Source organism: Kitasatospora sp. NPDC033851 (genome assembly GCF_055576085.1).
The window spans coordinates 116,255-135,678 of record NZ_JBVIRL010000003.1; the positions used below are offsets into that span (position 1 = coordinate 116,255).

The following is a 19,424-nucleotide window of genomic DNA, read 5'->3' on the forward strand; positions in this document are numbered from 1 at the left end:
TACCATGGACGCACGGCCGCCCGCGCGTGTCGCGATCCGACACTCCCCCGAGGGGCGGCGGTACCACCCCCCAAGGAGGCGTTGCACGTGACCGAGGACCGTACCCCCGCGGTGGCCGAGAACCCCGAGGCCGAGGGCGGCGAGGAGCCGCAGGAGTTCAAGGGCCGCAAGAACGGCCTCTACGGCGAGATCTCCGACGAACTGGCCGCCTCGATGAAGTCCGGGTGGGCCGACACCGAGCTGCACGGCCTCACGCCCGTCGCCCAGGCCCCGTACGCGGCCGCGCGCCGCGCCGAGCTGTCCGCCGCCTACCCCGGCGTGCGCCTGGTCGTCCCGGCCGGCAACCTGCGGGTGCGCTCCAACGACACCGACTACGCCTTCCGCGCCTCCAGCGAGTACGTGCACCTCACCGGCGACCAGACCGAGGACGCCGTACTGGTCGCCGAGCCCACCGGCGAGACCGGCCACGAGTTCACCCTCTACCTGCTGCCCCGCTCGGACCGCGAGAACGGCGAGTTCTGGCTCGACGGCCACGGCGAGCTGTGGGTCGGCCGCCGGAACAGCCTGAGCGAGCAGGAGCAGCTGCTCGGCCTGCCCGCGCGCGACGTCCGCAAGGCCGCCGAGGAGCTGGCCGAGCGGGCCGAGGGCTCCGCCGTCCCCACCCGGATCGTCCGCGGCTACGACGCCGGCCTGGAGACCGCGCTCGCCGACGTCCTGGACGCCGACCGGGACGCCGAGTTCAAGGAGTTCCTGAGCGGCCTGCGGCTGGTCAAGGACGAGTGGGAGATCGGCGAGCTGCGCGCCGCCTGCGACGCCACCGTCAAGGGCTTTACCGACGTGGTCCGCGAGCTCGGCCAGGCCGTCGCCACCTCCGAGCGCTGGATCGAGGGCACCTTCTGGCGCCGCGCCCGGGTCGAGGGCAACGACGTCGGCTACGGCACCATCGCCGCCGCCGGCCCGCACGCCACCACCCTGCACTGGGTCCGCAACGACGGCGACGTGCGCCCCGGCGACCTGCTGCTGCTGGACGCGGGCGTGGAGACCCACACCCTCTACACCGCCGACGTCACCCGCAGCCTGCCGATCAACGGCCGCTTCACCGAGCTGCAGCGCAAGATCTACGACGCCGTGTACGACGCCCAGGAAGCCGGCATCGCCGCGGTGAAGCCCGGCGGCCGCTTCCGCGACTTCCACGACGCCTCGCAGCGGGTGCTCGCCGAGCGCCTGCTCGCCTGGGGCCTGCTGGACGCCTCCGTGTACGACGTCGAGAAGGTCCTGGAGCTGGGCCTGCAACGCCGCTGGACCCTCCACGGCACCGGCCACATGCTCGGCCTGGACGTCCACGACTGCGCCCACTCCCGCCGCGAGGAGCACGTCGACGCCCTGCTGGTGCCCGGCATGGTGCTCACCGTCGAGCCCGGCCTGTACTTCCAGCAGGACGACCTGACCGTGCCCGAGGAGTACCGCGGCATCGGCGTCCGGATCGAGGACGACATCCTGGTCACCGCCGACGGCAACGAGAACCTCTCGGCCGGCCTCCCCCGCCGCGCCGAGGACGTCGAGGCCTGGATGGCCTCGCTCGCCTGAGCCACCCCGCATCCCGAAGGGCCCGGCCTCCGCTACTGCTCGGGAGGCCGGGCCCTCGTGCGTCCGGGGCCTCATGCGCTGCGGCCCTGGTGCGCTGCGGCCCTCATGCGTCTGGGGCCCTCGTGCGTTGCGGCCCTGGTGCGTCGGGGTCAGCGCTGGACGGCGGGCCGGACCGCGACGGTCTCGCCGGAGTGACCGTCCGAGTCGCCGCCGACCCGGATCTCCACCGACCCGGCGCTGCCGGTCCGCTTCAGACCGACCCGGAACGTGTACTCGACCGGGTTGCCCGTCATCACGCCGACCAGCTCGGCCGGTGCCACCCCGAGCCGGCCGTTGCAGTCCGCGGTCACCTCGAAGGACTTCCACTCGTTGCCGACCTTCGCCTCCATCGTGACGTCCGACCCGGTCAGCCCCTCGCCGGTGGGGAGGGACAGCCGTACCACGGGGCGCATCAGGGCCGACCCGTCCAGCGAGGAGACCTTGAAGGAGAACTCGGTCGGGGTCTTGCCGACGACGAGCGCGGTGGGGGCCGACACCGAGTTCACCACCGGGCGGTGGCGGTCGACGACGGACGTGGTCACCACGGACTTCGCCATGGGCTTGAGGGAGGACGGCAGCACGGCGTCCGCCTCGACGGCCAGCCGGCCCGGCTGGTTGCCCGCGTCCAGGACCATCCGGTACTCGACGGTCCGGCTCTCGCCCGCGGCCAGGGTGAAGGCCGCGTCGTCGCCCGTGCCGGCGTAGTCCATCCCACCGCCCTGGCTCAGCGCCGGCATGGCCTTCCAGCCCGACGCGTCCTTGCGCTCCAGCGTGCCCTGCGCCATCGCGAGCTGCTGCTGGCACTTCGCACCCTCGAAGTCCTGCGTCGCCACCACCGGCGCCACCGCGCGGCTGCCCGAGGAGTCGTTGTTCTTCCAGGTCACCGCGAAGGACACCTGGTCGCCCACCTGGACCTGCTGACCCTCCTTCAGGCCGGCGAAGGTGATCCCGATGCCGCCGTCCTTGGCGACGGGCTTGGTGTCCGCCGTGGGGGAGGGCTTGGTCGCGGGCTTGGTGGCTGCCTTGGTGGCGGGCCGGGTGGTCACCGCGGCGGCCGGCGCGGGACCGGAGGAGTCGGACGGAGCCGCGGTCGGTGCGGTCTGGGCGGGCACGGCGGGGGTCGCGGCGGCGGTCTCGTCGGGGACCGAGGTCGGGGCGGCCGTCCCGGCGGCCGACACCGTCCCGGCGGAGCGAACGGCGGTGGGGGCGGCCTGAAGCGCGGCCCCCGCCGGGGCGCAGGCGGCGACCCCGACGGCAGCGATGACGGCAAGCGGAACAATCTTCGCAATACGGGCGATAACGGACGCGTTCATGTGACAGTCCCCCCAGAGGACACAGAAAAGGTGAATGGTGGTGGTGCTCGCGTGCGGACGCCTCGTTCGCGTCCCGGAGGAGCCGGCCCGAGCCCCGGCCCCGCCGGCTCGCTCTCCCCGCCTCTCACCCTGATAGACGTGCATCCCCCCGGGAGGTTGCAGGTGGGTTCAAAAGTTTTTCCGAGAACTCGCCCCGGAACGCCGAAAGGCGCCGCGACCAGGGGATTTCCTGGTCACGGCGCCTCGGAGGCGGCCTGTGATCGGCTACTTCACGACATTCTCCCGGATGATCGCCTCACCGATCACGGTCAACGGGCCGCTGCCGTCGTACGGCAGCGTCGCCTGCATCCGTACCGGTATGATTCCCGGCCCGTCGGCGGGGTCGATGGTCAGCCGGTACGTCACCGTGTGGCTCGCGCCCGGCGCCAGGGGGAAGGTGGCTGGCTTGCCGCCCATCGCGTAGTCCATACCGCCTCCGGGCGACATGCTCAACTGGGTCCAGGTGCCGCCGTCCTGACGCTCCAGCTTGCCGGCGTTCATCGGGATCATGCCGTCCGGAGTCCCCGGGTAGGAGTCGGTGAAGACCAGCGGCTGGACCGCCGGCAAGTTGGAGGTGCTGGTGTTCCGGTACGTCACCGAGAAGGTCACCGGCCTGTCCTTGGCGGACACCATCCCCCCCGGGAGGAAGCCGGACTGCGTGACGGCGACGGTGCTGCTGTTCACCGGGTCCGCCGACGGCGCCGACGACGCTGCCCCCGGCGCCTTGTGGCCGCTGACGTCCAGGCTGTTGACGATCGACTGCAGACCGGCCTGGTAGTCGCTCTTGAGGCCGACCGCCGAGACGAAGACCTGATCCTTGGGCAGGGCCCAGGCCTGCGCCGTGAAGGAGGACTTGCCGCAGGTCGCCTGCCACTGCGACTTGACGGCCGCGCGGCCGGAGACGGTGGGAGCGCTCTTCGTCGGACCGATGCTGTTGATCGATTCGCCCGTGGGCACGTGCGGGTTGTCCCAGAGCGGGCAGTACGGCTGGGTGGTCCAACCCGTTTTGCTGTCCAGGTCGGCCATCGTGGGCCAGCCGCCCACGTCGATCTCGTCCTGGGTGTTGAAGGCCGTGACTGTGACGCCGTACGGGTCGCAGAGGTCCTGCGACCAACCCTGCGGCAACTCGGTCGGCGTGCCCGGGCTCAGGACGCAGACCCGGTTCGGTGCGACCTGCACCGTCTTCCAGCCCGCCGGGACCTTGAACTTCACGCCCCGGAACGTGTACGGCGTCGACGGGCCCACCGGGGGTGTGGTGTTGGTGGCCGACGCGGAGGAGGACGGGGTGCCGTCGGCGAGGGGGACCCCGGTCTCGGGGTCGCCGGTCGGGGTTCCGGTGTCGGTGGGGGTGGCCGACGGGCTGGGGGTGGTCGGCTCGGGGGTCGGGCTCGAGGAGGTCACGGTGGCGGCCGGGGGCGGCGGGACCTGGTCGTGGGCGACCGGCTCGCCGTGGAAGGTGAGCACGCCGAGCGCCATCGCGGCGGCCAGGCCGAGCGGGACGGTGACGGCGTACACCGGGCGCAGCCGGCGGATCCGGTGCTTCGGGGGCGCGGCCGGGCGCAGGCTGTGCGCCGTGACCAGGGAGGCGCGCGCGCCCATCGCCTCGCGGAGCAGCCGTTCCGTCGGGGTTTCGGCCGGCTCGTCGCCGTCGCCACCGCTACGGCGGGGGAACTTGTCGGTCATCGAACCTTCTCCAGGTGCTTTTCCAAGGCGTCCAGGGCGCGACTGGCCGTGGACTTCACGGCGCCCCGGGACAGCCCCAGGGTCTCGGCTATCTGCGCCTCCGACATGTCGGACCAGTAGCGCAGCACCAGCACCTCGCGCTGGCGGGGAGTCAACTCCTGCATCGCCACCAGAACCCGCCGGTGCTCGTCGTTGAGCACCGCGTGGTCCTCCGCCGACGCGGCGTCGGGCTCGTGCGGCGGGACGTACTCGCGGGCGGTCTTGCGGCGGCGCAGCATCGAGCGGGCGCCGTTGACCACGGCCGTCCGCAGGTAGCCGAGGGCGTTGTCGAGGTCGTCCAGCTGCTCGCCGTGCCGCTGGTAGAGCTGGGTGAAGGCCTCCTGGACGACGTCCTCGGCCAGATCCTGGTGGTCGACCAGCAGCACGGCCATCCGGACCAGGCCGAGCCGGTGGGCGTGGTACAGGTCGGTCAGGGTGGGCCGGTCCTCGGCCGGCTTGCGTCCGCCGCGCAGCAGCCGGAAACCGGAGCGGCGCTGCTTCGCCTCCTGCTCGGTGACGGTGCCGGCGAGCGGCTCGCCCGCCTCCTGCGCGCCGAACAGCGCGGCGATCACCCCACGGATGGTGAAGCCGCGCGCCCCTGCCGGCGCGACGGTCGGCCCGATGGCCATGGACATGTGCGTTTCCGCTTTCCCCCGGGACGGTGACGGCGGTTGCCGGACCGTCAGGTCCACCTGATCAAGATCGTGATCGGGGGGATCCTCTCAGCCGCCCTCGGCCCGGTTCCCTCCGCCCCGTACCTATGGACGTGCGAGGGAGGTGGAGGTTGCAGGTGGGTTCGAAGAAATTTCCGAGGTGGCCGGGACGGCTACACTCACCGGCATTCCGCCACCCGTGAGCAGGGGGTTCGCATGACCGAGCAGAACGACGAGGGCCCGGTCGGCGCGGGTACGACAGCCGCGGGTACGACGACCGCGCCTCGGCCGCGACCGGTGGCCGTCGCCATCGGCCGGCGGCCGGAGCCCGTGCACGATGTCGCGGTGTACGCCTTCGAGGGCATGGCGCCGTTCGAACTGGGCGTCGTGGTCGAGGTGTTCGGGCTGGCCCGGCCCGAGCTGAGCGGGCTGCTGGCGACGCCCTGGTACGGGCTGAAGGTGTGCGCCGACCGGCCCGGGACGGCGCTGGACGCGGTGGGCGGCTTCACCCTGACCGCCCCGCACGGGCTGGACGAGCTGGCGGCGGCCGACACCGTGGTGGTCCCCGGGGTGCCGAACGCCTTCAGCGGCGAAGTCTCCCCCGGACTGGTCGAGGCGCTGCGCACGGCGCACGAGCGCGGCGCCCGGATCGTGTCGATCTGCTCGGGCGTCTTCGCGCTGGCCGCCGCCGGGCTGCTGGACGGCCGGGAGGCGACCACCCACTGGCGGTACGCCGAGCTGCTGCAGCAGCGCCACCCGGCGGTGCGGGTCAACCCGGACGTGCTGTACGTGGACAACGGGGACGTGCTCACCAGCGCGGGCAGCGCGGCCGGCATCGACCTCTGCCTGCACCTGGTCCGCCGGGACCACGGCGCCAAGGTGGCCAACACCGTGGCCCGCCGCTTCGTGGTGGCACCGCACCGGGACGGCGGGCAGGCCCAGTTCATCGAGGCGGCGGTCCGCCCGGTCGAGGAGGAGGACGACGGGATCGTCCGCAGCATGCAGTGGGCGCTGGACCACCTGTCGTCCCCGCTGACCGTCCCGGTGCTGGCCCGTGCCGCCCGGATGTCGGACCGCTCGTACCTGCGGCACTTCACCGCCCGCAACGGGACCAGCCCGATGCGCTGGGTCGTCACCCAGCGCATCGCGGCCAGTCTGGCACTGCTGGAGTCACCGGACGGGACGGTGGAGGAGATCGCCGCGGCGGTCGGCTTCGAGAGCTCCGCGACCTTCCGCCACCACTTCGGCCGGGTGATGCGCACCTCGCCGACCGCCTACCGGCGCTCCTTCGGGCGCGGGGTGGCGTAGCCCGCCCGCGCCCCGGCCCGTTCCGCTCAGGCCCGTTCGGGCCTGCTCGGGCTCGGATCCGCTCAGGCGTTCTCGCGCCGGTCGGCGTTGGCGAGGATGGCGTCGTGCAGCCACTGCGCCAGGCCCGGAGCGAGGTTCTCGTAGGTGTCCGTCCAGCGCGGGTCGGAGACGTACAGGCCGGCCAGTCCGCGGTGGATGGTGAACGTGCAGTCGTAGAAGTTCTGGCAGATGTGCTGCCGGTGCGCCTCGGCGAGGTCCATGGCCGGTGCGCCGTCGGCGGGCTCGCCGGCGGTGAGCGCCTCGACCAGGCGGGTGTTGAGCTCGGCCATCTCGGCCTGGATCCGCTCCCAGTCGGCCTTGGAGTAGGCGCCGGTGCGGCGCTGGGACTCGGCCCAGGCCTCGGTGTCGCCCCAGCGCTGCTCGGCCTCCTGCTCCCACTCCTCCTGGTAGCCCTCGCCGAAGATCTCGAACTTCTCCTCCGGGGTCAGCTGAATGCCCATTCTCCGTGCCTCCATGGCGTGTTCGACGGCGCTGGCGAGGTCCTGGAGGTGCCTGATCCGGTCGCTCAGCAGTCGGTGCTGCCGCCGGAGGTGTTCGCTCGGACTGACCGAGTGGTCGTCCAGGATCGCCGCGATTTCCTCCAGGGGGAAGCCGAGTTCGCGGTAGAAGAGGATCTGCTGCAGCCGGTCGAGGTCGGCGTCCACGTACCGGCGGTACCCGGAGCGGGTACGGCCGGCGGGGGACAGCAGGCCGATCTCGTCGTAGTGGTGCAGCGTGCGGACGGTCACCTTGGCGATCTTCGCCACGGCGCCGACCGAGTAGCCCTCACTGGTCATCGGGGTTCCTCCCTGGTGCTGACCACTACCCTCGGCTCTCACGTCACGTGAGGGTCAAGCCGCTTTCCCGAGCGGCTTTCCCGAGCGGCTTTCCCGAGCCGCCTTCTCAAGCCGCCTTCCCGAGCCGCTTCCCGAGCCGCCTTCTCAAGCCGCCTTCTCAGGCGTCGGCGCCGACCAGCTCCCGCTCGCGCCGCCGGGCCGCCCGGCGTCCGCCGTCGCCCTGGCCAGTGGCCCGCGGCCGGCGGGGCTGCTGGGTGGGCCAGAGCAGCACGTACGCGGCGGAGACCACCACGAAGGCGAGCCGGACGAAGCCGCGGGCCGAGTCGGACGGGAGGAGCAGCGTGCCGCCGTACAGCGCGCCCAGCGCGATCCAGCTCCACCACGGAACGAGCCGCTTCTGTCCGACCGCGTCCCAGAGCAGGGTGCCGAGCAGGATCGAGGCCGTGTAGTAGGTGTAGACGCTCGGGTCGAGCAGGATCCGGGCGTCCGCGCCGAGCAGCACCACGGCCGGCCAGCGGCCGCGCCACACCGCGATGCTGCCGAGGCCGAGGCCGAGCGCGAACTGTGTCGGGCGGTCCCACCAGGGGGTGGCCGGATCGGTCACCCCGAACCAGCGCAGCGCCGAGGCGGGCTGGTTGGGGATGGTGAACTTGGCCGCCGCCATGGTGTCCAGGTTGCCCAGGTAGAACGGCAACCAGGCGATCGCCACCAGGGCGGCGAACCAGAGCGCGGTGCGCAGCCAGGTGGGCCGGGGCAGCGCCAGGATCAGCGGGGCGAAGGCGATCGCCCAGGGCTTGGAGTCCACCGCCAACGCGAGGAAGATCGCGACCTGGGTGGGTTTGCCGCGGGCCAGGGCGTGCGCGGCGAGGGTGGTGAAGAACAGCGCGAGGACGTCGTCCAGGTGCGCGAAGCGGACCGACACCTCGACCCACATCGGGATGAAGGCCAGTCCGGCGATCAGCAGACGCTGCTGGAGTCGGCGGTGGTTGGTGCCGGTGCCCAGGTAGTAGAAGGCGGCCGTGCGGCCGACCACGACCAGCATCACCAGGCCGAGCGCGGCGCTCGCCGCCTCGGCGACCAGTTGGCCGGTGTGCGGGGAGAACGGGGCGGTGAGCCGGGCCGCGGCCAGGCTGACCGGGCCGATCTGCAGCTCCGGATGGCGGGCGTAGAGCGACAGACCGCCGTCTGCCTGGCCGCTGAAGAGCAGCTGCTCACCCTGGCGCAGATAGTGCCAGGAGAAGCCGCCGCTCGGCTCGACCAGGAAGAACCAGAGCGCCGTCCAAGCGACCAGCAGGACGTGGTGCCTGCGGAGCGGCGATCCGGCTATGCGCCCGGTCGCCGCCTCGTAATCCGTGCTGGTCCGTGCCGTGCGTGCTTCCCGCACCTGTCCTCTCCCCGCCGGTTCCGCCCCCCTCCGGCCGGACATCCTATGTGACGGAGGTGTACCGCCCGTGCCGCCCGCGGGGCCGTCCGATGGACGGCGCGGGCGGCACGGGAGTACCCGGGAAACGGTTCCCCCTGGTCAGCTGTGCTGGCCCGACTTGCGGCGGCGCAGCACCACGAGGGTGCCGACACCGGCCACCAGGACGGCACCGCCGACGGCCGCGATCGCGGTGGTGTCGTCGCCGCCACCGGTCTGGGCCAGGGACTTGTCCGCGTTGGCGGCGGAGGTCTTGGCCTTGCTGACGCCGCCCGGGGTGATCTTCGGCGGGGTGACGTTCGGGGGCTGCACCGGGAAGTCGATCGGCTGCGGGGCGTCACTGCTGCTGCCGCCGGACGGGGCCGGAGGGGTGGTCGCGCCGGAGTCGGACGGCGAGGCGGACGGCGAGGCGCTGGTGGGCGTCGTCGTCGGCGTCGCCGGCGTCGTCGGCTCCGTGGTGGGCGTCGACGTGGCCGTGGCGGTCGGCGACGCGGTGGAGGTGTGGGTGGCCGTCGGCGAGCCGCTCGCGGTGGGGCTCGGCTTGCCGGTCTTGGTCGGGGTGGGGGTCGGGCTGGGCTTGCCGCCGCCGGCCTTGATGGTGAAGCCGGCGCCCTTGATCCCGTCGCAGCTGAAGCTTCCGTGGTCGTTCTCGTCGTTGGCGTCGGCGGAGTAGACCACCGGCACGACACCGGCCTTGCCCAGCGGGGCGTCCTTGGTGAAGGAGGCGCGGACCTTGATGTCGATGCTCTTGCCCTGGGCGAGGTAGAGCAGCGCACCGTCGGCGGCGTCGCCGCTGTCCGTGACGCCGCCGAGGAACATCAGCACGGCGCTGTCGTCGCCGTCGCCGCCACCGGGGGCGACGACGGCGGTCTTCCAGGTGCCGCCGCCGGGCAGCGAGGCCGGCAGCTGGTACTCGAGCTTGAGGTCCTTCGCCTTGAGCGAGCCCGCCTTGTTCTTGAACTTCAGCAGCGGGTAGGCGACGAAGTCGGTCTTCGTCGAGTTGTCGATCCGGTAGGTGAACTCGCGGGCCTCGTCACCGGCAATGAAGGTGCCGGGCACACCGCGCACCGAGAGGTCGAGGCTCTGGTGCCCCGCCTTCTCGGCCGACGCGGCGGCGGACGGGGAGCCGGTGGTGCCGACGGCCATGGCGCCCTGGGCGCCGGCCAGCACGAGCGAGGACGCGAGCGCGGCGGCACCGGCGAGGGCAAGACTGCGACGTATGGACAAGGGAGACCTCACGGACGTTTCCGGGCGAGGCCCGGGCGCGAGGGGCGGCCGCAGACGCCGCGTCCCCCCGCGAAGCTGAAAGTGCGACGGAGAGTACCGAACGACCGGGCCGGTCCGGAAGGCGGGTGCCGCACTGTGACCGAGACTTGGAAACGAGGCGCCCGGTTCGCCCAACCCCGTCCATGTACAAGGCTTTTGTGCTTTGCCAAGTGATGACCGGAAGTGACGGGTACACGCCCGGCGGACCGTACCGCACCCCGGGCGAAACGGCACGGACCGCCGTCAGTCGGCGGGCGTCAGGCGTCAGGCGGCGGGCGTCAGTCGGAGAAGAAGGACTTGGCCGCGATCAGCGCCCGCTCGTCGCGCAGCACGTCGCCCGGGCGGGTGCCGTTGCCGAGCAGCACGCCGCCCCAGCGCATCCGCATGTACTCGGCGGTCAGCCGGAGCGTGCCGATCAGCGGCTCGGCCGTGTCGTCGGAGCCGCTGAGGGCGGTGACGCCCCACAGGGTGGCGCCGCCCATCCGGGCGCGGAAGTCCAGCCCGGGCACCCGGAGCCAGCCCGCCCAGTGGTCGAGGTAGAGCTTGGCGCTGGTCGGCAGCGTGTACCAGTACAGCGGCGCGACGAAGACCAGGTCGGTGGCCGCCAGGGTGGCGTCCAGCAGGGTCCGCTCGTGGCCGACCGGCTCGGGGTAGCGGCCGTCGCCGGTGTGCCGCAGGTCCTGGAAGGGCGGCAGCGGATGCTCGCTCAACCGCAGCCAGCGCTGCTCCGCCCCGACCGGCAGGCTCGACTCGACGGCCAGCCGGGCGAGTCGAGCGGAGTTGCCGTCGACGCGGGCGCCGGCGTCGAGGAACAGGAAACGGCGCGACGCCTCGGCGCCGGACGGCTGGTCGGACGGCTGGGTGGCCGGCTGGTCGGACATCGGAACTCCCCCGGTCAGGTGCTGCGGACGGAGGTGCGAGCAGCCGCCGCGCGCCGGTTATTCCGCGCCCGCGCCCGCGCCCCGGTCGCCGGTCAGTCCGGCAGCCCGGCCCGGCGGCGGGCGACGGCGGCCACCGCGGCCCAGTCCTTGTCCCCGTCGCCATGGGCCAGGGCGTCCAGGAAGGCGTCCCGCAGGACGCTGCCGAACGGCAGCGGCACATGGCGCGCGGCCCCCGCGTCCAGCGCGAGGCCGACGTCCTTGAGCCCGAGCGGCAGCCGGAAGCCGGCCGGTTCGTAGCGGCGCTCGGCCACCATCGCGCCGTAACCGGAGTAGACCGGTCCGGGGAACAGCGTGCCGGTGAGCATCTCGACCAGGTCGGTCGGCCGGACCCCGTTGGCATCGGCCAGGCTGCACGCCTCGGCCATCGACTCGATCGCGCAGGCCAGCAGGAAGTTGGTACTGATCTTGGCGGTGTTGGCCTGCCGGGGGCTCTCGCCGAAGTACCAGGTGCGCTGCCCCATCGCAGTGAACAGCGGTTCGGCCCTGGCCAGCAGATCGGCGGCGCCGGCGGCCAGGATGTTCAGCCGGCCCTCCGCCGCGACCGGCGGCCGGCCGAGCACGGGCGCGGCGACGTAGCCGATGCCGTGCTCGGCGTGCAGTGCCTCGGCCCGCTCGGCGAGCGCCAGCGAGACGGTGGCCATGTTGACGTGCAGGGTCGCCGCGGCGCCGGCCAGCAGGGCGGGGTCGAGCAGCAGGCGCTCGACCGCGTCGTCGTTGGCGAGCATGGAGACCACCGTGTCGGCGGCGAACACCTCCGCGAGCGAACCGGCCGCCTGCGCGCCCTCGGCCACCAGGGCGGCCACCGGCTCGGGCGAGCGGTTCCAGACCCGTACGGCGTGACCGGCCCGCAGCAGGCTGCCGGCCATGCCCCGGCCCATCGCACCCAGCCCCACGAAGCCGACTGTCGCCCTGGTCATCCGCGCACTCCCGTCGCCGTTGCCGCTCACCTGCCGCCGACTGTACGTCAGGGGACCGATCGGGCCGGACTGTTCACGGTGGCCAGGGTGCTCATGCGCAGGCGCGCGCGGGCATCCGGGTGCGGTGCGCGGCGGCCCCGCGCTCCAACTCGGCGATCACCCGGCCGCGCAGCAGCTCGTACTGGGCCTGCAGCCGGCCGGGACGGGCCGGGCGGGCGACCGGGCGGCCGGGGCCGACCAGTTCGTCCGGCCCGAACTGCTCGCGGGTGAGGTCGATCTCGAAGCCGGTGGCGAAGCGGTTCCACCAGTGGAGGTCCGTCCGGACCCCGTCGATGTACACCTCGCCCATCATCAGCTCGCCGCCGAGCAGGTCGTGCACCACCATCGCCGTCACCCCGCACTGGCCGCGGGCGGGATTGTCGGGACGCCAATGGGCCAGATCCTCGGGCGCACAGGTGTCGACACCCCAGGAGGAGCGGATCGCACGTTCGATGTCGTTGAGGGTCCACGCCGTCATACCGGGAAGCCTGCCACGCGGCACTGACAGCGGCAGCGGCTTTTCGAAGGGTCACCCCGTGTTCTGCGGTGACCCTCCCGGCGTTCACCCGAACGAGTCATGGAATCCGGCCGGCCGTCCATCCCGCGTCACGGGACGGCCGACCGGCCAGGGCGTCACTTCGCCGCCGGGTGAGGGGGCTGCGTGGTGGCGTGGCGGGGAGGCGTCACTTCGCCAGCGCGGCGACGCCGGCCTGCGCGAACTGCTCGTCCAGGTCGCCGCTGGGCGCGCCCGCGACACCGATCGCCGCGACCGGAGCGCCCTTCAACTGCACCGGGGCGCCGCCGGCCAGGAACAGCGTGCCGGGGATGTCCTTGAGGTTCGGGGCCTGGGCCAGCCGCTTGGCCAGCTCCGAGGTCGGCGCGTTCCAGGAGACCGCCGTGTAGGCCTTGCGCTCGGCCGACTCCGGGGCCTGCGGCCCGGCGCCGTCACCCTTCAGCAGCACCCGGGTGACACCGTCCCGGTCGACGACCGCGACCGACACGTGCTGGCCGGCCTTGGTCGCCGCGTCCAGGGCGGCCTGGGCGGCGCGGGTGGCGGCGTCGATGGTCAGGCCGGTGCTCTGGGCGAGGTTCCTGTTCTGCGTGTCGACCTTCACCGCGGCCGGGGCGGCCGGGGTCTCGGTGGTCTCGGCGCTGGCCGAGACGGCGCCCACGGTGGCGGCCGCGATCGCGGCGGCGGCGACGGCGCCGGTCAGCATCCGGGTGCGTGCGGAGGTCTTCTTCATGGTCCAGCTCCTCAACGGGTCTGCGGGGTGGTGCGAGGTGACGCGGGGGGGATCAGGGGTGGTGCGGGGGATCGGGGACGGTGCGCGGGGATCGGGGAGCCGCCGGGTCGAGGGGGTTGCCCGGCGGCATGCTTCGATCCTGCGTCCGGGGACGGGTCCGCCACATCGACGGACCGGCGCGAGCGCCCGGGCATGATGGGGGACGGCGGCGTCAACCGATCGGCTGATGCGGGACCGGGCCGGACGGGTCACCATCGAGGAATCGGTGCAGGTCAGTGCGGACCCGCCGCCCGTGCGCCACTCGTTGGCCGCCCGTTCGACCAGGAGCCACCCGTGCCACAGCCCCGCCCCTCCGCCGATCGGCACGGCACCGGGCGCACCGGACGCACCGGGCGCACCGGTCACGCCAGTCGCACCGGTCGCACCGGTCACACCGGAGCCGCCGACCGTCCGGACGCCGTCGGCTCGCACGGCCTGCACGGCCCGCACGGCGCGGTCGGCCGCGACGCCGGGGACCCGGACGCGGGCCGGCTGGCGCTGCTGTTGGACTCCGCCTTCGTGGTGCTGCTCGCCGCCTCGCTCAACCGCTACCTCACCCACCACTCCGGCAACGCCCAGGCCCCGTGGGTGATCGGGCTGAGCGCCGCCCTGGCCGTCGCCCAGCCGGCCGGCTCCTGGCTCGACCACCACCGTCCGACCGCGTCGGGCAGGCGCCGCCGGTGGTCGCTGGGGCTGGTGGTGACGCTCTGGGTGGTGCTGGTGCTGCTCGCGCCGAGCTTCGCCTGGTGCGCCGTCCCGCTGATCTACACCGCGCTGCGGGCGCTGCCCGCGAAGGCGGCGATCCCGCTGGTGGGCACCCTGACCCTGCTGGTGGTGATCGCCGAGATCCGGCTGCCCGGCGGGGCGGACGCCACGCTCGTCCTGCTGCCGCCCGCGGTGGCCGCGCTGGCCACCGGCGTCTTCCTCTTCATGGCCCGGCAGGCCGCCCGGCAGCGCGCGCTGATCGCCGACCTGGTCCGCACCCGGCGCGAACTCGCCGCCACCGAACGGCGGGAGGGCACCCTGGCCGAGCGCGAGCGGCTGGCGATGGAGATCCACGACACCCTGGCGCAGGGCCTGTCCAGCCAGCAGATGCTGCTGCAGGCCGCCGACCGCACCTGGGAGGCCGATCCGGCGACCGCCCGCACCCACGTCCGGACCGCCGCCGAGGTGGCCGCCCGGAACCTGGCCGAGGCCCGCCGCTTCGTCCACGACCTCGCGCCGGCCGAACTCGCCGACGGCCGTACGCTCGACGGGGCGCTGCGGGCGCTGGCCGCACGGGAGTCCGCCGAGAGCGGTCTGCCGGTCCGCTTCCACCTGGACGGCACGCCCGTGCCGCTGCCCGCCGCCGCGCAGTCCGCGCTGCTGCGGATCGCCCAGGGCGCGCTGGCCAACGTCCGCGAGCACGCCGGGGCGTCGGCCGCGGCGATCACGCTGTCCTTCCTCGGCGACCAGGCCGTCCTGGACATCGCGGACGACGGGCTGGGCTTCGACCCCCAGGCCGTCGGCACCGGGGGCGGCCGCGGGTACGGACTGCCCGCGATGCGCGCCCGGCTCCGGCAGTTGGGTGGCACGCTGACCGTGGAGAGCACCCCCGGCGAGGGCACCGTCGTTTCCGCCGCGATCCCCCTGGAGCACCGATGAGCGAGCGAAGTGGGCGCATGAGTACGGCTCCGGCCCGGACCGCCCCCGTCCGGCTGTTGGTCTGCGACGACCACGCGGTGGTACGGGCCGGTCTGCTCGCACTGCTCGCCAGCGCGGGCGACATCGAGGTGGTCGGCGAGGCCAGCACCGGGGAGGAGGCCGTCGCGCTGGCCGCCCGGCTGGTGCCTCAGGTGGTGCTGATGGACCTCCAGCTCGGCGACGGCATCGACGGCGTGGAGGCCACCCGGCGGATCACCGCCGCCCTGGGCGGGCCGCACGTCCTGGTGCTCACCACGTACGACACCGACGCCGACATCACCCGGGCGATCGGCGCCGGCGCCACCGGCTACCTGTTGAAGGCCGAGCGGCCGGAGGAGCTGTTCGCCGCCGTGCACGCGGCCGCGCAGGGCCGGACGGTGCTGTCGCCGCCGGTCGCCTCCCGGGTGATGGCGCAGATGCGGGCGCCCGCGCCGCAGCTCACCGAGCGCGAGCTGGACATTCTCGAACAGCTGGCGCAGGGGCTGGGCAACCGGGAGATCGCGCGGGCGCTGTTCATCAGTGAGGCCACGGTGAAAACGCATCTCGGGCGGATCTACGACAAGTTGGGCGTGGACACCCGGGCGGGCGCGGTCGCGGTGGCCAAGGAGCGCCGGCTGCTGCGCTGAGCCGGCCGGGCCCTTCGTCCGGTCTCCGGTCTCCGACTCCGAACCATCCCGAGCACCCCGAGACCCCGACCGCCCCGACCGCCCGGCGGCTGCGCTGGGCGCTCGCGCGGTGTCACTGCGTGCTGCCATGATGCTCGGAATGTCGGATTCCAGCCATCGCGTCCACGGTGCGCGGCTCGTTCCGGTGTGCGCCGCCCTGCGGCCGGGCACGCCGACCGGCCTACAACTGCCTGGTCCGAAGCCTTTCGGGCCGGTCTGAGCCGGTCATCACAATGTGGATGTTTCGTGTATTCCACTATTGACAAACCAACCACGCGGTTTGTTAGCGTGAGATCAACGACGTCCCCGGGGGTGGGGACTCGCCGGGGCCTGTGCGGACCGCTCTCGCCGGAGGGTGTGGCCAGGGCGGCGGCGAGGCTGCCGGGGTGTCGGGGGGAGCGGCCGCGCCGAGGCCGCGCGACGAGGCGGGGGGGGGGGGGGGGGGGGGGGGGGGGCGCCCCCCCCCCCCCCCCCCCCCCCGGCCCCGCGCGGGGGGGGGGGGGCCCGCGGGGGGGGCCGCCCCCCCCCCCGGGGGGGGGGGGGGGGGGGCGCGCGCCGGGGGGGGGGGGGGGGGGGGGGGGGGGGGGGCGCCGCGCGCGGGCGGGCCGCGGGGGGGGGGGGGGGGGGGGGGGGGGCCCCCCCCCCCACGCCTCCCCCGGTCCCTCTCGGCCTTCGACTACGCCAGCGCGCTCCAGTACGGGCAACACACGTACGGCAGTGGCGCCGAGCTTGGGCCACCACCCCCGGACAGCACCGGGAGCCGCTCCGAGCGGGCCACCCCGGGCGAGCTCGCAGTCAGCCCGGCCTCGCCCGACTCCCCGAAGCGGAGCGCCAGTCGGTAGCCGTCCCGGGTGGTCGCGGCCACCCCGGGGCGGTCCCAGTCGGTGTTCAGCGAGGTGATCGTCCAGCCGCGCCGCCGCCAGTGCCGTTCCACTGCGTCCACCAGCGCCGCCCGCCGGGGCAGCGAGACGACGGTGAGGATGTCGCGCCCCCGGGTGACGTACCAGCGCACCGCCGACTCGCGCCCCGGCCGGGGCAGCCGCGCGCCCGACCGGGGCGCCGCCTCCTGCCAGGCGGGCATCGGGTCGATGGCGTCCAGGGTGTCCTGAAGCAGCGTCTCGCAGCGCTCTGCGGCATCGAGTTGATCGGCCGTCACACCTGGTTCCGGCCTCGACCACCGCCAGGCGGGCACGGCCGGCGCACCATCGGGGCAGCCGCCCGGGCATCCGACGTTGAGTTCGGCACCACCTGACTGCACAGGGCCCTCCGTACTCCTCCCGGCGATCAACCCGGGCTGGGATTCCGTCACTGCTTGGACGGTGGACGGGTACGGGCAGTTCCATCCCCACCATCCCCACACCTTTCGAATTGCACTGCACGGTGCAGTTGAATCACTGCTCTGCACTGTGTAGTTTACTTCTCGTGCCGCCAACGGGAACAGCCCGGCGGCACCACCGTCCACGAAAGGACTCCCGCCATGCCCACCATCACCGTCGGCACCGCCCGCATCCCCTACCGCGTCGTCGGCGACGGCCCCGACACCCTCGTCCTGGTCCACGGCACCGGCCCCGGATCCGGCATGTGGGACGGCCTGCTGGACTCCTTCACCGACCGCTACACCGTGCTGCTGCCCGACCTCTCCGGCAGCGAGGCCGCCGAGGACGACGGCTCCCCGCTCACCCTGGAGACCCTCGCCACCCAGGTCAACGCCGTGATCGACGACGCCGACCGCGGCCCCGCCGACGTCTTCGGCTTCTCGCTCGGCGCCGTCGTCGCCACCGCGGCCGCCGCCCGGCGCCCCGACCAGGTCCGCCGCCTGGTCGCCGCCGCCGGCTGGATCAGCGCCGAACAGGACGAGTACCTGCGCCTGTCCATGGCCACCTGGCTGTCACTCGCCGACCACCCCGGCGCCTTCGGCGGCTACGCCACCCTCACCGCCTTCAGCGGCGGCTTCCTCGACCGGATCGGCCGCGCCGCCGTCGAGGCCAACACCGCCTACATGCAGCCAACTCCCGGCACCCTGCGGCACATCGCCCTCGACCTCAGCCTGGACCTCACCCCGCTGCTGCCCCACGTCCAGGCCCCGGCCCTGGTGATCGGCTGCACCCAGGACGCCACCGTCCCGGTGCGCAACGCGCGGCGCCTGCACGCCGCCCTCCCGGGCAGCGTCTACGCCGAGTTCGACACCGGCCACATCGTGCTCGCCGAGGAGACCGAGGCGTTCACCAGGACCGTCCGGGAGTTCCTCGACGCCGCATGAGCGGCGGGCGGCGGGCCATCGGCACCGGGGAACGGGGACCCGGCGACGGGCGGCGGAAGGGGGAGTCGGAGCACACCGCCGCCCGGGTAACAAGTCCCTGTTCAAAAAGGCCGATTACCGCGCCTGGTGATCGGAATGAAATTGACTGAACGTCAACTTGCAAGGTGAGACTGCTTCGTCAGTCACACCGGCAAGGAGCAGACCATGCGCATACTCTTCACCGGCCCCGCCTCGGCCGGCCACCTCTTCCCGCTCGTGCCGACCGCCCAGGCGCTGCGCGCCGCCGGGCACGAGGTCCTGTTCGCCTGCGGGCAGCCGCTCGACCAGCTCCGCCGCGCGGGCTTCCCGATCGTCGAGATCGGCGACGGCCGGGGCCTGATGGAGCTGTTCGAGGAGCGCCTCGGGAACAAGATCCAGTACGTCACCCCGGACAGGTCGCAGGACGAGATCTTCGACACGGCGGCCGCGATCTTCGCGCACGCCTCCCGCCCCACCGTCGACGGCCTGCTGGAGGCCGCCACCGAGTGGGGCGCCGACCTGCTCGTCCACGACTCCTTCCAGGCCGCCGCACCGCTGGTGGCGACCCTGCTCAAGATCCCGTCGGTGGTCCACAACTTCGGGGTCAACCCCGGCCTCCCCATGAGCCGCCTGCTCGCCTCCCACTTCACCGACGTCTACGAGCGGCACGGCCTGGCCGGCCCGGCCCCCGCCACCGCGCTCAACATCGGCCCGCTCGGCGGCGACCCGGACGGCCTGCCGATGCGCTACATCCCCTACAACGGCGGCGGCATGGTCCCGGCCGAGTTCCTCCGCACCGCCGACCGCCCGCGGATCGCCGTCACCCTGGGCACCGTCCTCGCCGAACTCGACGGCGTCCGGGCCGTCGCCCGCCTGGTCGAGGCCGCCGCCGAGGTCGACGCCGACTTCCTGCTCGCCGTCGGCGGCGCCGACCTCGCCCCGCTCGGCACCCTGCCCGACAACGTCCGCGGACTGCCCTGGGTCCCGCTCAACGAACTGCTCAGCCGCGCCGACGCGTTGATCCACCACGGCGGCTCCGGCACCATGCTGACCGCCCTCCAGGCCGGCCTGCCCCAGCTGCTCCTCCCCCAGGGCGCGGACCACTTCATCAACGCCGAGGCGCTCACCGCGAGCGGCGCCGCCCTGAGCTCCTCCTCCGACGCCGTGGACACCGCCCTCCTCGACCGCCTCCTCACCGACCCCGACCTCCGCGACGCCGCCCACCGGCTCCAGGCCGAGAACGCCGCCCTCCCCACCCCGACCGCCCTCGTCCCCACCCTCGAAGCCCTCACCACCCGCTGAGCCATGGCCCGGTCGGGGGGGGGGGGCCCGGCCCCCCCCCCCCCCCGCCCGCCCCCCCCCCCGCCGGCCGGGGGGCCCCCCCCCCCGCCCGGGGGCCCCCCCCCCCGACCCGACCCGCCCCCCCCCCCCCCCC

General features: G+C 73.7%; 17 protein-coding genes. 6 read left to right on the forward strand and 11 right to left on the reverse strand.

The genetic code is table 11. The annotated features are described in order from the left end of the window. Positions 1-87 precede the first annotated feature (87 nt). Complete coding sequence (locus ACZ51D_RS07305) at positions 88-1,587, forward strand: aminopeptidase P family protein (RefSeq protein ID WP_465622286.1); 1,500 nt, start codon at positions 88-90, stop codon at positions 1,585-1,587. A gap of 149 nt (positions 1,588-1,736) precedes the next feature. Here ACZ51D_RS07305 and ACZ51D_RS07310 read toward each other — a convergent pair whose 3' ends face one another. The 3 genes from ACZ51D_RS07310 to ACZ51D_RS07320 all read right to left on the reverse strand — a co-directional run bounded on the left by ACZ51D_RS07310 (position 1,737) and on the right by ACZ51D_RS07320 (position 5,335). Beyond that, positions 1,737-2,939: a hypothetical protein gene (locus ACZ51D_RS07310; RefSeq protein ID WP_465661502.1), complete on the reverse strand. Its 1,203-nt coding sequence runs from the start codon at positions 2,937-2,939 to the stop codon at positions 1,737-1,739. 264 nt (positions 2,940-3,203) lie between these two features. Then, the gene (locus tag ACZ51D_RS07315; RefSeq protein WP_465661504.1) at positions 3,204-4,661 is read right to left on the reverse strand and encodes a hypothetical protein; all 1,458 of its coding nucleotides are present in this window, start codon (positions 4,659-4,661) and stop codon (positions 3,204-3,206) included. Next, the gene (locus ACZ51D_RS07320; protein ID WP_465622283.1) at positions 4,658-5,335 is read right to left on the reverse strand and encodes an RNA polymerase sigma factor; all 678 of its coding nucleotides are present in this window, start codon (positions 5,333-5,335) and stop codon (positions 4,658-4,660) included. Before ACZ51D_RS07320 ends, ACZ51D_RS07315 begins: the two co-directional genes overlap by 4 nt. Positions 5,336-5,683: 348 nt before the next feature. Here ACZ51D_RS07320 and ACZ51D_RS07325 point away from each other — a divergent pair, with 348 nt between their 5' ends. Beyond that, positions 5,684-6,661, forward strand: coding sequence for a helix-turn-helix domain-containing protein (locus ACZ51D_RS07325; RefSeq protein WP_465622396.1), 978 nt, complete (start codon positions 5,684-5,686; stop codon positions 6,659-6,661). 62 nt (positions 6,662-6,723) lie between these two features. Here the strand turns inward: ACZ51D_RS07325 and ACZ51D_RS07330 are convergent, their stop codons facing one another. The 7 genes from ACZ51D_RS07330 to ACZ51D_RS07360 all read right to left on the reverse strand — a co-directional run bounded on the left by ACZ51D_RS07330 (position 6,724) and on the right by ACZ51D_RS07360 (position 13,324). Further along, a complete protein-coding gene (locus ACZ51D_RS07330; RefSeq protein ID WP_465622281.1) occupies positions 6,724-7,497 on the reverse strand; it encodes a MerR family transcriptional regulator in 774 nt (257 codons plus the stop codon). 157 nt (positions 7,498-7,654) lie between these two features. After that, complete coding sequence (locus ACZ51D_RS07335; protein WP_396287920.1) at positions 7,655-8,881, reverse strand: hypothetical protein; 1,227 nt, start codon at positions 8,879-8,881, stop codon at positions 7,655-7,657. 138 nt (positions 8,882-9,019) lie between these two features. Next, positions 9,020-10,144 (reverse strand): LPXTG cell wall anchor domain-containing protein, encoded by a 1,125-nt coding sequence (locus tag ACZ51D_RS07340; protein WP_465622279.1) that lies wholly within the window; start codon positions 10,142-10,144, stop codon positions 9,020-9,022. A 317-nt stretch (positions 10,145-10,461) separates the two neighbouring features. Then, positions 10,462-11,064, reverse strand: a complete 603-nt coding sequence (locus tag ACZ51D_RS07345) for a flavodoxin family protein (RefSeq protein WP_465661506.1) — start codon at positions 11,062-11,064, stop codon at positions 10,462-10,464. Between the two features lie 92 nt (positions 11,065-11,156). Further along, positions 11,157-12,041 carry an NAD(P)-dependent oxidoreductase gene (locus tag ACZ51D_RS07350; RefSeq protein ID WP_465622276.1) on the reverse strand — a complete coding sequence of 295 codons (885 nt, stop codon included), beginning with the start codon at positions 12,039-12,041 and terminating at the stop codon, positions 11,157-11,159. A 91-nt stretch (positions 12,042-12,132) separates the two neighbouring features. Beyond that, entirely contained in the window at positions 12,133-12,558 is a 426-nt protein-coding gene (locus tag ACZ51D_RS07355; RefSeq protein ID WP_360496589.1) for a YunG family protein, read from the reverse strand. Positions 12,559-12,763: 205 nt separating this feature from the next. Next, positions 12,764-13,324 carry a GlcG/HbpS family heme-binding protein gene (locus tag ACZ51D_RS07360; protein ID WP_465661508.1) on the reverse strand — a complete coding sequence of 187 codons (561 nt, stop codon included), beginning with the start codon at positions 13,322-13,324 and terminating at the stop codon, positions 12,764-12,766. 474 nt (positions 13,325-13,798) lie between these two features. Here ACZ51D_RS07360 and ACZ51D_RS07365 point away from each other — a divergent pair, with 474 nt between their 5' ends. Both ACZ51D_RS07365 and ACZ51D_RS07370 read left to right on the forward strand, forming a co-directional pair. Further along, positions 13,799-15,007 (forward strand): sensor histidine kinase, encoded by a 1,209-nt coding sequence (locus tag ACZ51D_RS07365; RefSeq protein ID WP_465661755.1) that lies wholly within the window; start codon positions 13,799-13,801, stop codon positions 15,005-15,007. 17 nt (positions 15,008-15,024) lie between these two features. Then, positions 15,025-15,672 (forward strand): response regulator, encoded by a 648-nt coding sequence (locus ACZ51D_RS07370; protein WP_465661510.1) that lies wholly within the window; start codon positions 15,025-15,027, stop codon positions 15,670-15,672. 715 nt (positions 15,673-16,387) lie between these two features. Here ACZ51D_RS07370 and ACZ51D_RS07375 read toward each other — a convergent pair. Continuing rightward, positions 16,388-16,867 (reverse strand): hypothetical protein, encoded by a 480-nt coding sequence (locus ACZ51D_RS07375; protein WP_360496598.1) that lies wholly within the window; start codon positions 16,865-16,867, stop codon positions 16,388-16,390. A gap of 321 nt (positions 16,868-17,188) precedes the next feature. On the opposite strand from ACZ51D_RS07375, the gene ACZ51D_RS07380 reads away from it, so the two are divergent. Both ACZ51D_RS07380 and ACZ51D_RS07385 read left to right on the forward strand, forming a co-directional pair. Further along, positions 17,189-17,971, forward strand: coding sequence for an alpha/beta fold hydrolase (locus ACZ51D_RS07380; protein ID WP_465615302.1), 783 nt, complete (start codon positions 17,189-17,191; stop codon positions 17,969-17,971). A gap of 204 nt (positions 17,972-18,175) precedes the next feature. Beyond that, entirely contained in the window at positions 18,176-19,291 is a 1,116-nt protein-coding gene (locus ACZ51D_RS07385) for a nucleotide disphospho-sugar-binding domain-containing protein (protein ID WP_465615304.1), read from the forward strand. The last annotated feature ends 133 nt before the right edge of the window (positions 19,292-19,424 follow it).

What these genes read in the sequence shown, in the direction of transcription:
- ACZ51D_RS07310 (WP_465661502.1), bottom strand. Translation starts at nt 2,939, where the DNA reads ATGAACGCGTCCGTTATCGCCCGTATTGCGAAGATTGTTCCGCTTGCC.
- ACZ51D_RS07315 (WP_465661504.1), bottom strand. Translation starts at nt 4,661, where the DNA reads ATGACCGACAAGTTCCCCCGCCGTAGCGGTGGCGACGGCGACGAGCCG.
- ACZ51D_RS07320 (WP_465622283.1), bottom strand. Translation starts at nt 5,335, where the DNA reads ATGTCCATGGCCATCGGGCCGACCGTCGCGCCGGCAGGGGCGCGCGGC.
- ACZ51D_RS07330 (WP_465622281.1), bottom strand. Translation starts at nt 7,497, where the DNA reads ATGACCAGTGAGGGCTACTCGGTCGGCGCCGTGGCGAAGATCGCCAAG.
- ACZ51D_RS07345 (WP_465661506.1), bottom strand. Translation starts at nt 11,064, where the DNA reads ATGTCCGACCAGCCGGCCACCCAGCCGTCCGACCAGCCGTCCGGCGCC.
- ACZ51D_RS07350 (WP_465622276.1), bottom strand. Translation starts at nt 12,041, where the DNA reads ATGACCAGGGCGACAGTCGGCTTCGTGGGGCTGGGTGCGATGGGCCGG.
- ACZ51D_RS07355 (WP_360496589.1), bottom strand. Translation starts at nt 12,558, where the DNA reads ATGACGGCGTGGACCCTCAACGACATCGAACGTGCGATCCGCTCCTCC.
- ACZ51D_RS07360 (WP_465661508.1), bottom strand. Translation starts at nt 13,324, where the DNA reads ATGAAGAAGACCTCCGCACGCACCCGGATGCTGACCGGCGCCGTCGCC.
- ACZ51D_RS07370 (WP_465661510.1), top strand. Translation starts at nt 15,025, where the DNA reads ATGAGTACGGCTCCGGCCCGGACCGCCCCCGTCCGGCTGTTGGTCTGC.
- ACZ51D_RS07380 (WP_465615302.1), top strand. Translation starts at nt 17,189, where the DNA reads ATGCCCACCATCACCGTCGGCACCGCCCGCATCCCCTACCGCGTCGTC.
- ACZ51D_RS07385 (WP_465615304.1), top strand. Translation starts at nt 18,176, where the DNA reads ATGCGCATACTCTTCACCGGCCCCGCCTCGGCCGGCCACCTCTTCCCG.